Source organism: Pseudomonas sp. H1_D05 (assembly GCF_054682705.1).
The window spans coordinates 4,930,034-4,942,703 of record NZ_CP162825.1 but is presented as its reverse complement, the minus strand read 5'-3'; the positions used below and the strand labels follow the sequence as shown (position 1 = coordinate 4,942,703).

The window sequence follows — 12,670 nt, the reverse complement described above, 5'->3', positions numbered from 1 at the left end:
CAATGTGGGAGCGAGCTTGCTCGCGAAGGGGGCGGTGCTATCGAAGCAAATCCAAGCGATCAGCGCCCACCACCCAAATCAACAAACGTCCCGGTCGCATAAGAAGCCTTATCCGACAACAACCAGACAATCGCCTCCGCCACTTCATCCGGGCGCCCGCCACGGGCCATAGGAATCGCCGACTCAAGCTTGCTGACCCGATCCGGATCGCCGCTCAGTGCGTGGAAATCGGTATAGATGTAACCCGGGCGCACCGCGTTGACGCGAATCCCCTCGCCCGCCACTTCCTTGGATAAACCGATAGTGAAGGTGTCGAGCGCGCCTTTGGACGCGGCGTAATCAACGTATTCGTTGGGCGAACCGAGACGCGCGGCCACCGACGACACGTTGACGATGCTGCCACCCTGCCCGCCGTGCTTGGGCGACATGCGCAGGATCGCGTGTTTGGCGCAGAGAATCGGCGCCAGTACGTTGGTTTTCATGATTTTCAGGATGCGGAATTCGGACATTTCGTCGACCCGCGATTTGTGTCCGACAGTGCCGGCGTTGTTCACCAGCGCGGTAACCCGGCCCAACTCGGTGTCGACCCGATGGAACAATGCGATCACTTCGTCTTCGATGCTGACGTCGGCACGCACGGCGATGGCCTGGGCGCCTAATCCGCGAACTTGCTCCAGCACGCTTTGCGCGGCTTGTTCATCCGACTGATAGTTGATGCAGATCCGATAACCTTGCTCGGCAGCCAACAACGCCGTAGCGGCGCCAATCCCGCGCCCGCCACCGGTGATCACAATGACTTTATCCATGCTGGCCTTTCCCCCAAATGCACACGTAACAGTCGGGGGGAAGAATAACCGCCATTGGCGGGTTTTGCATGAGGTCTGTTGTGTCGGGCCGGACGCCTTCGCGAGCAGGTCGAATCGTCGCACCGTCGCTCCCACAGGGGTATGCATTCCAAATGTGGGAGCGAGCTTGCTCGCGAAGAACGATAACGCGGTCGATCAGACCACCGCTGACTGCTCACCCCGCGCAATATCCTGCATGAATTTGTCCGCCGGCATCGGATGCCCGAGCAGATAACCCTGCAACGAATCACAGCCCAGTTCAGTCAGAAACGCCTGCTGCACACCGGTCTCGACACCTTCAGCGACAATGCGCAAACCCAGTGCCTGCCCCAACGCGACAATCGCCGAGACAATCGCCGCATCGTCGCTGTCATGCTCCAGATCGCGCACAAAACCGCGATCAATCTTCAGCTCGTTGGCCGGCAATCGCTTGAGGTACATCAGGCTGGAATAACCGGTGCCGAAGTCATCGATCGACAGGTCGACGCCCATGTCCGACAGTTCCTGCAACACCATCATGCTCGCATCGGCATCGCTCATGGCCGTGGTTTCGGTGATTTCCAGAGTCAGGCTGTTGGCCGGCAAGTGGTGCGTGGCCAGCGCCTTGGCCACGCTGCGCACCAGTCCCGTGTGGCAGAACTGCAACGCCGACAGGTTCACCGCGATACGCCAATCGGTGTAACCGAGCACATACCATTCGCGCATCTGGCGACAGGCTTCGTTGAGCACCCAGTCGCCGATCGGGATGATCAGCCCGGATTTCTCGGCCAGGTCAATGAACTTGTCCGGCATCAGCATGCCGTGGATCGGGTGCTCCCAGCGCAACAGCGCTTCAGCCCCGACCGGACGGCCGTTGGCGGCGTCGAACTTGGGTTGGTAATGCAAACTGAACTGGCTGTGTTCCAGCGCCGCGCGCAGGTCCTGCAACAACTGCAACTGCTTGCGCGCGTTGTTGTTCATTGACGCATCGAAAAAGCTGTAACCGTTTTTGCCGCCGCCCTTGGCGTGGTACATCGCCGCGTCGGCGTTCATCAGCAGCTCCTGCGCGGTCTGGCCATTGCCCGGGTACAGGGCGATGCCGACGCTAGCGGAGATCTGCAAGTCATGCTCGGCAACGCGGAATGATTGTGCGATCAGACCGACCTGACGCGCCGCCAGTCCCAGCGCATCATTGGGTTCGCTGAGGCGCACCAGTAACACGAATTCATCGCCACCGATCCGCGCCAGCGTGTCGAGGCTGCGCAAGTCTTCACGCAGGCGCACGCCGACTTCGCGCAACAACTGATCCCCCATGTGATGGCCGAACGCATCATTAACCGGTTTGAAGCCGTCCAGATCGATGAACATCAAGGCAAAGCAGCCGCCCTGCTCGTTGACCTTTTTCATCGCCTGATTGATCCGGTCGTCGAGCAACATGCGATTCGGCAGGCCGGTCAGGGTGTCGTGCAGGGCCAACTGCGTAAGTTCACGGTTGGCGACGGTCAACGAATGCGCCAGATCGGCAGTGCGCGCTTCAAGTCGTGCGTCGAGGATCGAGGTGAGCAAGGCAATCGACAGCACCGCCAGCGTGGTGATCAGCACCAGGCTGTCGAGGCCGCTGCCCTTCAAACCGTTGACGGTGGCACCGCAGAAACTGCCGTCTGGAAATTGCGCAGCGGCCATGCCGGTGTAATGCATGCCGACAATGGCGATACCCATGATGACCGCTGCGCCGCCGCGAATCAGGCGCACATACGGCGAGTGCTTACGCAGGCGAAAGGCAATCCACAGCGCCGCTGCCGATGCGCCGACCGCAATCAGCAACGAAGCGCCGAACAGCGTCGGGTCGTAGTCGATCCCCGGCGTCATGCGCATCGCTCCCATGCCGGTGTAATGCATGGCACTGATCCCGGCGCCCATGATCAGCGCACCGAAGGCCAGTTGCAGAATCGGCAGTTTTGGCTGGCTGACCAGCCACAAGGCGAACCCGCAGGACAACACGGCAATCAACAGTGAAAGCGCGGTCAGGGTGATGTCGTAGCCAAGGTCGATCGGCAGTTTGAAGGCGAGCATGCCAATGAAATGCATCGACCAGACGCCGATACCCATGGCAAACGCACCGCCGGCGTTCCAGAAATGCACCGCACGGCCCTTGGCCGTGGCAATGCGACCGGTGAGGTCGAGCGCAGTGTAGGAAGCGAGAATCGCCACGCACAACGAAATAAAAACCAGGGTGGAGGAATAACTACCGATGAGCATGGGATTTCTCGTGGCCACCCAACGCGGACTGCGTCCATTCTCGGTCGGGCAAATGCGGCGATTGTACTGATTACGCAGAAGAACGCACTGACAAAGTAATCAATTGGCCATCAAGCCGATGAAACGTTTGTTTGATCGGCCGACGAGGCTCTGGTCCGGCGCTCACGGCTTTACCCGATCGTTCCCACGCTCTGCGTGGGAATGCCTCAGCGGACGCTCTGCGTTCGGCTCTGGATGGGACGCGGAGCGTCCCGGGCTGCATTCCCACGCGGAGCGTGGGAACGATCAGTGAAGCCAACCTTCAGCGGGTGTTATCGCTGACATCCAGTTGTCCGTCCCAACCGCCGCCCAGCGCTGCGATGAGTTGCACGCTGGCAATCAAGCGGCTTTGCAGAATGTTCAGCACGCTGCGCTCGTTGCTCAGTGCCGTGGCTTGCACCACCACCACATCGATGTAGGCAATCAACCCGGCCTTGTACTGATTTTCCGTCAGGCGCAGGGAGTCGCGGGCCGCATCGAGCGCTTCCTGGCGCACCGCCGCTTCGTCTTCGTACACCTTCAACTGCACCAGATAGTTTTCCACTTCGCGGAAACCGTCGAGCACAGTCTGGCGGTACTTGGCCACGGTCTGGTCGTAGACCGCTTCAGTGCGGTCGACTTCTGCCGAACGAATGCCGCCATCGAAAATCGGCAACGACAGTTTCGGCCCGACCGACCAGAAACGGTTCGGCAGGCTGACCAGGTTCTGCGAGGTACTGCTGCTGTAACCGCCGCTCAGGCTCAGGCTCAGGTCCGGGTAATACGCCGCTTTGGCCACGCCGATATTGGCGTTGGCGGCAATCACCGAACGCTCCGCCGAAGCGATGTCCGGACGCCGCTCAAGCAACTGCGAGGGCAGGCTCAACGGCACCTGGGGCAGCTTTGGAATGGTCTGCACTTCGGCAATGTTGAAATCCGCCGGCGCCTGCCCGGTCAGCACGGCAATCGCATTTTCGAACTGCGCGCGCTGCCAGATCAGGTCGACCAGATCAGCCTGGGTGCTTTTCAGTTGCGTCTGCGCCTGCGCCACTGCATCGCGCCCGGAAACGCCGGCGCGGTACTGGTTCTGGGTCATTTTCAGCGAGCGTTCGTAAGCAGCAACCGTGGCTTCGAGCAGGCGTTTTTGCTGATCGATCACCCGCAGTTGCAGGTAGTTCTGCACCAGCTCCGACTGCTGGCTCAGACGCATGGCCGCCAGATCGGCAAAACTGGCCTGGGCACTGGCCTCATCGGCTTCCAGACCACGGCGCAATTTGCCCCAGACATCGGCTTCCCAACTGACGCCCAGCTCGGCGTTATAGGTGTCGCGAATGCCACTGGAGGAACTGCTCAGACTCGAACTGCTGCTACCGGTGCCCTGGCTGGAGCGGGTCTTGCCCAAGCTCAAGTCAACGCTGGGATAGAACGCTCCGCGAGCACTGCGCACCAAGGCCTGGGCCTGACGGTACTGGGCTTCCGACTGCGCGACGGTCTGGTTGGAATTGTTGAGTTTTTCGATCAGCCCGTTGAGCTGCTGATCGCCGTACAACTCCCACCAGGCGCCACGGGCCAGCGAATCGCTCGGGTTGGCCTGGGTCCAGCCAGCGGCTTCCTTGTACTGGGTGATTTCAGCGGTTTGCGGACGCTGGTAGTCCGGGCCGACGGCGCAGGCACTGAGCATCGCCACGCACAGCGACAGGCTCAGCAGACGCGAGCCGCGAACAGTGGCCAGATTGATAAGCGAACGGTCAGTCATAGCGGAGTTTCCAGAGCGGCGTCAGTACGCACGCCACGCCATTTGTTGAAACGATGGCGCAGCTTGTCGAGATAGAGGTAAACCACAGGCGTGGTGTAAAGCGTCAGCACCTGACTGAAGATCAGCCCGCCGATGATGGTCAGGCCCAGCGGCTGGCGCATTTCCGCGCCCTCGGCCCGGCCGAGCAGCAATGGCAAGGCACCGAGAATCGCCGCCAGCGTAGTCATCAGAATCGGCCGTAGCCGTTGCAGACAGGCGCTGCGGATCGATTCCAGCGGCGACAGGCCCTGATGCCGTTCCAGTTGCAGCGCAAGGTCGATCATCAGAATGGCGTTTTTCTTCACCACGCCAATCAGCAGGAACAGCCCGAGCAGCGAGATCAGGCTGAACTCGCCGCCCAGCGCATAGATCGACAGCAACGCACCGACACCGGCCGACGGCAGGGTCGACAGAATCGTCAGCGGATGGATGTAGCTTTCATACAGCACGCCCAGCACCAGATACACCGCCAGCAACGCGCCGAGAATCATGAACGGCTGGCTCTTCTGCGTCGCGGCGAAGGCGTCGGCAGTGCCGGCCATTTTCGCGATGACATCTTCCGGCAGGCCGAGCTTGGCAATCGCCCGCTCAATCGCGGCACTGCCCTGCTCCACCGTCACGCCTTCGGCCATGTCGAAGGAAATGTCTTCGGAGGCGAACTGGCCTTCGTGGCTGACGCGGTCGTCTTCCAGGCTGTTTTCGTAATGAGCGAACGTCGACAGCGGCACCCGCGCACCGTCAGCGGTGATCACCTGCACTTGCTTGAGCGTCACCGGATCCTGGGCGTATTTCGGATTGACCTCCATCACCACCTGATACTGGTTGAGGCTGTCGTAGATCGTCGAGATCTGCCGCTGGCTGTAGGCGTTGTTCAGCACCGCCGTGACCATGTTCATGTCGACACCGAGGCGTTTGGCCTGGTCGCGGTCGACAATCAGCGTCACTTGTTGCGCCCCGGCGCCTTCTCGGGCATCAATGGCGGTCAGTTCGGGCAGGGCTCGCAATGCCGCGACCACTTTCGGAAACCATTTACGCAACTCGCCGAGGTCGGCGCTTTGCAGGATGTAGCTGTATTGCGAACTGGTCTGCTCGCGACCGCCGCCAAATTGCAGATCCTGGTCGGCCATCAGCATCAACTGCGCGCCGGGCACTTTGGGCATTTCCTTACGCAGACGCTCGATGACTTTCTGTGCCGACAGTTGCCGCTCCTTGATCGGTTTCAGACGCACAATCATGAACGCGTTGTTGGTGCCGTTGCTGCCGCCGATGAACCCGGCGACGCTTTCCACTGCTTCGTCCTTGAGCACCGCGCGGCGGAAGATTTCCATTTTCGGCTGCATCACGCTGAACGACAGGCCGTCGTCGCCGCGCACAAAACCGATCAACTGCCCGGTGTCCTGCTGCGGCATAAAGGTTTTCGGCACCACCACGTACAGCGCGACGTTGACGCCGACGGTGATCAGCAGGCTGAGCAAGGTCAGGCGCCGGTGACGCAACACCCAATCGAGGCTGGTGGCGTACTTGCCGACCATCCAGTCGTTGGTGCGACGGCTCCAGCGTTGCAGGCGGTTTTCCTGCCCCGGCGTGTGCGGCTTGAGCCAACGGGCGCAAAGCATCGGCGTCAACGTCAGCGAAACCACCAGCGAGACGACGATGGCCGCCGCCGGGGTGATGGAAAACTCGCGGAACAGGCTTTCGACAATCCCGCCCATAAACAGGATCGAGAGGAACACCGCCACCAGCGAGACGTTCATCGACAGCAAGGTGAAACCGACTTCCTTGGCCCCGAGGTACGCGGCCTGCATCGGTTTGACGCCTTCGTCGATGTGCCGGGAGATGTTCTCCAGCACCACGATGGCGTCGTCCACCACCAATCCTGTAGCGAGGATCAGCGCCATCAGCGAGAGGTTGTTCAGCGAGAAACCGTAGAGGTACATCACCGCAAAGGTGCCGACCAGCGACACCGGCACGGCCAGTGTCGGAATCAGCGAGGCGCGGAAGTTACCGAGGAACAGGAACACCACCAGAATCACCAGCGCCACCGCAATCAGCAAGGTCATCTCGGCTTCATGCAGCGTCGCCTTGATCACCGGCGAGCGGTCCATGGCCAGATTCAGCTTTACGCTGGCAGGCAACACCGCTTGCAAGGCCGGCAGTTGCGCCTTGATCTCGTTGACCGTCTCGATGATGTTGGCGCCAGCCTGGCGGTTGATCACCAGCAGCACCGCCGCGTCATCGTTGAAGAAGCCGCTGTTGTAGCGGTCTTCGACGCCGTCACTGACCTTGGCCACGTCCTTGAGGCGCAGCGCGGCGCCGTCGGCGTAGTGGATGATCAGTGACTCGTAATCCTTGGCTTTCTCCAACTGGTCATTGGCCTGGATCTGCCACAAACGCTGGCCGTCCTCGACCGAACCCTTCGGCCGGCGCACGTTGGCATCGGCGATGGTCTTGCGCACATCGTCGAGCGCCACCCCGTACTGGTTCAGCGCCTGTGGTTCGAGCTCGATGCGCACCGCCGGCAGCGAACTGCCGCCGATCTGCACTTCACCGACACCCTGCACTTGCGACAGGCTCTGCGAAAGAATCGTCGAGGCCAGATCGTAAAGCTGGCCTTTTTCCAGCACATCGGAGGTCAGCGACAGCACCATGATTGGCGCCTGCGACGGGTTGACCTTCTTGTAGGTCGGCATACTGCGCATGCCGCTCGGCAGCAGATTGCGCGAAGCGTTGATCGCCGCCTGCACTTCCCGCGCGGCACCGTTGATGTCGCGGTCGAGATCAAATTGCAGAATGACCCGGGTCGAACCCTGACTGGAGCGGCTGCTCATGGTGTTGACGCCGGCGATTGCGCCGAAGGAGCGCTCCAGCGGTGTGGCCACGGTGGACGCCATGACCTCCGGGCTCGCGCCGGGCAGACTGGCCTGCACGACGATCACCGGGAAATCCATTTGCGGCAGCGGCGAAACCGGCAGCAGGCCGAAGCTGACACCGCCGAGCAGCATGATCGCCAGGCTCAGCAGCATTGTGGCGACCGGGCGCTTGATGAAAGGACCGGAGAGGTTCATTGACCACCGTTCCCTGCATCACCACACAATCCTGTGGGAGCGAGCTTGCTCGCGAATGCATTTTGACATTCAACGTAGACGTCGACTGATTGGCCGCTTTCGCGAGCAAGCTCGCTCCCACAAGGAATTCGTCGTGCATGCAGGATCATACCGACACCTCTTCAGTGTCAGCATTGGTCTTGCCAAAGCGCCGACCGAGGCGGTCGAAATACAGGTAGATCACCGGCGTGGTGAACAGCGTCAGCACCTGGCTGACCAGCAAACCACCGACCATCACCAGACCCAGCGGCTGACGCAATTCAGCACCTGAGCCCGTGGCGAGCATCAACGGCACCGCACCAAACAGCGCCGCCAGCGTGGTCATCAGAATCGGCCGGAAGCGCAGCAGCGCGGCCTGATAGATCGCCTGTTCCGGCGCCATGCCTTGCGTGCGCTCAGCATCGAGGGCGAAGTCGATCATCATGATCGCGTTCTTCTTGACGATACCGATCAGCAGGATGATGCCGATGATCGCGATCATGCCCAGATCATTGCCGCTGAGCAGCAACGCCAGCAAGGCACCGACGGCCGCCGACGGCAAGGTCGAGAGAATGGTGATCGGGTGAATGTAGCTCTCGTACAGCACGCCGAGCACGATGTACATGGTCACCACCGCCGCCAGAATCAGCAGCAAGGTGCTCGATAGCGAAGCCTGGAACGCTTCGGCCGCGCCCTGGAACTGGGTCTGCACGCCGACGGGCATGCCGATGTCTTTCTGCACCTGTTCGATGATGTCGACCGCATGCCCCAGCGCCACACCGGGCGCGAGGTTGAACGACATCATTACCGCCGGGAACTGGCCGATATGGGTGATCGCCAGTTGCGCCTGACGCTCCTCGATATGAGCCAGACTCGACAGGCGTACCTGCGCGTCATCGGTGGTCTTGACGTGAATCTGGTCCAGCGCCTGCGGGCCGATCTTCTCTCCGGCCTGGGCTTGCAGCACCACGCGGTACTGGCTGGCCTGGGTGTAAATGGTCGAGATCTGCCGCTGGCCAAAAGCGTCATAGAGCGCATCGGTGATGTTCGCCACCGAAACGCCAAGGCGTGAGGCGGCATCGCGGTCGATCACCAGATAGACCTGTAAACCCTTGTCCTGCAAATCACTGGCAACGTCGGTCAATTCCGGCCGTTGGGCCAGCGCTTCGACCAGTCGCCCGCTCCACTGGCTGAGCAGTTCGGAATCCGGCGAGGACATGCTGAACTGATACTGGGTCCGGCTGACACGGTCTTCGATGGTCAGGTCCTGCACCGGCTGCATGAACAGGCGGATGCCGACCAGTTTGTCCAGTTGCGGTTGCAGGCGCGCAATCACTTCAGTGGCGCTTAGATCGCGATCGCCATGGGGCTTGAGGTTGATCAGCAAGCGGCCGCTGTTGAGCGTGGCGTTATCGCCGTCGACACCGATGTAGGACGACAGGCTCTGCACCGCCGGATCTTGCAGAATGATTTTCGCCAGTTGCTGCTGACGCTCGCCCATCGCGGCGAAGGAGATCGACTGCGGCGCTTCGGAAATGCCCTGAATCACCCCGGTGTCCTGCACCGGGAAGAAGCCTTTCGGCACGACCATGTAAAGAAATACGGTCAACCCCAGCGTAGCGATGGCCACCAGCAAGGTCAGCGGCTGGTGTTTGAGCACCCAGCGCAGCATCCGCCCGTACTCGGCAATCATCCAGTCAATCACCGCGCCACTGGCCCGGTAGAAACGGCCCTGCTCATGTTCTTCCGGCTCACGCTTGAGCAGACGCGCGCACATCATCGGCGTCAGGGTCAGCGAGACCACCAGCGAAATCAGGATCGCCACGGCCAGGGTGATGGCGAACTCGCGGAACAGTCGCCCGACCACGTCGGCCATGAACAACAGCGGGATCAATACTGCGATCAGCGACAGGGTCAGGGAAATCAGGGTGAAGCCGATCTGCTTGGCGCCCTTTAGCGCCGCTTGCATCGGGCTGTCGCCCTCTTCGATGAAGCGCGCGATGTTCTCGAGCATGACGATGGCGTCGTCGACCACGAAACCGGTGGCAATGGTCAGCGCCATCAAGGTCAGGTTGTTGACCGAGAAGCCGGCCAGGTACATCACGCCGAAGGTGCCGATCAGCGACAGAGGCACCGCCACCGACGGAATGATCGTGGCACTGGCGCGCCGCAGGAACAGAAACGTCACCATCACCACCAGGGCGATGGCGATCAGCAATTCGTGTTGCACGTCAGTGACCGAGGCGCGGATGGTCTGCGTGCGATCCGTCAGCACCGTCACTTCGAGGCCGGCCGGCAGGTTGTCGGTGATGCTCGGCAGCAGCGCCTTGATGCGGTCGACCACTTCAATGACGTTGGCACCCGGCTGACGCTGGATGTTCAGCAAAACCGCCTGATTCTGGTTGGCCCACGCAGCGAGGCGTTCGTTTTCGGCGCCATCGACAATTTCCGCCACGTCCTTGAGCCGCAACGGCGCGCCGTTCTTGTAGGCGAGGATCAGGTTGGCGTAATCCTTGGGCGAGGTCAGTTGGTCGTTGGCGTCGAGCATCGACACCCGCGTCGGGCCGTCAAAGTTGCCCTTCGGCTGGTTGACGTTGGAAGCACTGATCAAGGTGCGCACGTCCGCCAGGTTCAAGCTGTTGGCCGCCAACGCTTCCGGGTTGACCTTGATGCGCACGGCCTGACGCTGACCGCCGGCAATGCTGACCATGCCGACGCCGCTGATCTGGGCAATTTTCTGCGCCATGCGCGTATCGACCAAATCATTGAGTTTGGGCAGCAACATGGTTTTCGAGGTGATGGCCAGGGTCAGCACCGGGGTGTCCGCCGGGTTGACCTTGTTGTACACCGGCGGCGCCGGCAAATCGGTGGGCAGCAGATTGGTCGCGGCGTTGATCGCGGCCTGCACCTGCTGCTCGGCGACGTCCATGTTGATGTCGAGGCTGAAGCGCAGGGTCAGCACCGAAGCACCACCGGAACTGGTCGAGGCCATTTGCGTGAGGCCCGGCATCTGCCCGAACTGGCGCTCGAGTGGCGCAGTTACGGCACTGGTCATCACATCCGGGCTGGCGCCGGGATATAAGGTCATGACGCGGATGGTCGGGTAGTCGACCTGTGGCAGCGCAGAAACTGGCAGCAAGCGATAAGCGATCAGGCCGGCCAGGACAATGGCCAGCATGCTCAGGGTGGTGGCTACCGGTCGGAGGATGAACAGCCGCGAAATGTTCATGCGCCCTTCTTGGCCTTGTCGGTGACAGCAGCGTCAGTTGGGGTGGCAGCAGATTTGCCTTGCAGGTGTTCGGTCGGCGTGGTCGGCACTTGATTGCTGTCGTTGACCACTTCCACTTCGCTGCCTTCCTTGAGGCGGTCGGTGCCTTCCAGCACCACGCGGTCGCCGGCGGCCAGGCCTTCGGCGATCACAGTGTTTTCGCCATCACTGGCGCCGATCTTCAATTGGCGAATGGTGACTTTCTTGTCGCCATCCAGTGCATAGACGAAGGTGCCGTTGGTGCCGAACTGGATGGCCGCCGACGGTGCCAGCACCACGCCTTTCAGCGTGTCAGCAAGCAAGTGAACGTTGACGAACTGGTTGGGGAACAGCGCCTGATCACGGTTATCGTAGCGGGCCTTGAACTTCAAGGTGCCGGTGGCAACGTCGATCTGGTTGTCGAGGCTTTGCAGAACGCCGGTGGCTTGCAGTTTGCTGTCGCCGCGGTCCCACGCCTCCGCCGGCAGCTTGGCGCCGCTGCGATAGCGGGCGAGCACGGTTTCCGGGCTGTTTTCCGGCAAGGTGAAAGCCACACTGATCGGTTGCGTCTGGGTGATCACCGCGAGGGACGTGGTGTCGTTGGCGGTGACGAGGTTGCCGACGTCGACCTGGCGCAGACCGACACGGCCGGCAATCGGCGCGCGGATCTTGGTGAATTCGAGATTGAGTTTGGCGTCGTTGACCGCGGCCTGATTGGTCTTGACCGTGCCCAGATACTGACCGACCAGCGCTTCGGCGGTGTCCAGCGTCTGTTTGGCGATACTGTCCTCTTTGTACAAACCGCGATAACGCTCGACATCGACCTGAGCGTTTTTCAGTTGCGCCTGATTCTGCAGCAGAGTGCCTTCGGCTTGTAGCAAGGCGTTCTGGTACGGGCGTGGGTCGATCTCGGCCAACAGGTCACCGGCCTTGACCATCTGCCCTTCTTCGAAATTGATCTTGACCAGCTCGCCGCCCACCCGGCTGCGCACATTGATGGTGTTGAGCGCGGTCACCGTGCCCAGCGCCTTGTAATACAGCGGGAAGTCGCCGGTAACCGCCGGCGCCACGCGTACCGGAATCGGCCCGGTGCCGCCACCGAAGCCCGGCCGCATCATCCCCGAACGCCCGGTGTGCCCGGACGCCGCTTTGTCGGCGCCCTCTTTGTGGGCTGAACCGGCGGGCCAGAATTTCCAGCACAGGACGGCGATCACCAACAAGACCAGCAGGCTGATCAGCCAGCGACGGGAGTTACGAGGGGACGATTGCATGGAGTCATTAACCATTGGGCGCGTGGGCTTCTTTTACGGGAGGCTGAACGATAAGCACTGGTGGGGAAATAGCAAAGCAGCTTTACCGGCAATTTACCTTCAACTTACGTTTCAAGGTGTGAGGCAAAACACTGATACACAAATGAAAACGGCCTGGACAGGGCCAGGCCGTT

At 61.2% G+C, this 12,670-nt stretch carries 6 protein-coding genes; all 6 read right to left on the bottom strand.

What is annotated here, in order from left to right; all coding sequences use genetic code 11:
• Positions 1 to 59 precede the first annotated feature (59 nt).
• The 6 genes from AB4O11_RS22350 to AB4O11_RS22325 all read right to left on the bottom strand — a co-directional run bounded on the left by AB4O11_RS22350 (position 60) and on the right by AB4O11_RS22325 (position 12,512).
• Positions 60 to 806: an SDR family oxidoreductase gene (locus tag AB4O11_RS22350; RefSeq protein WP_093432969.1), complete on the bottom strand. Its 747-nt coding sequence runs from the start codon at positions 804 to 806 to the stop codon at positions 60 to 62.
• Positions 807 to 1,001: 195 nt separating this feature from the next.
• Complete coding sequence (locus AB4O11_RS22345; RefSeq protein WP_460090786.1) at positions 1,002 to 3,083, bottom strand: putative bifunctional diguanylate cyclase/phosphodiesterase; 2,082 nt, start codon at positions 3,081 to 3,083, stop codon at positions 1,002 to 1,004.
• A 301-nt stretch (positions 3,084 to 3,384) separates the two neighbouring features.
• Positions 3,385 to 4,857, bottom strand: coding sequence for an efflux transporter outer membrane subunit (locus AB4O11_RS22340; protein ID WP_460090785.1), 1,473 nt, complete (start codon positions 4,855 to 4,857; stop codon positions 3,385 to 3,387).
• Entirely contained in the window at positions 4,854 to 7,961 is a 3,108-nt protein-coding gene (locus tag AB4O11_RS22335; protein ID WP_460128584.1) for an efflux RND transporter permease subunit, read from the bottom strand. Before AB4O11_RS22335 ends, AB4O11_RS22340 begins: the two co-directional genes overlap by 4 nt.
• 145 nt (positions 7,962 to 8,106) lie before the next feature.
• Positions 8,107 to 11,208 (bottom strand): MdtB/MuxB family multidrug efflux RND transporter permease subunit, encoded by a 3,102-nt coding sequence (locus tag AB4O11_RS22330; protein WP_116254695.1) that lies wholly within the window; start codon positions 11,206 to 11,208, stop codon positions 8,107 to 8,109.
• Positions 11,205 to 12,512, bottom strand: a complete 1,308-nt coding sequence (locus AB4O11_RS22325) for an MdtA/MuxA family multidrug efflux RND transporter periplasmic adaptor subunit (protein WP_460128581.1) — start codon at positions 12,510 to 12,512, stop codon at positions 11,205 to 11,207. The genes AB4O11_RS22330 and AB4O11_RS22325 overlap by 4 nt, the downstream gene beginning before the upstream one ends.
• Positions 12,513 to 12,670: the final 158 nt, after the last annotated feature.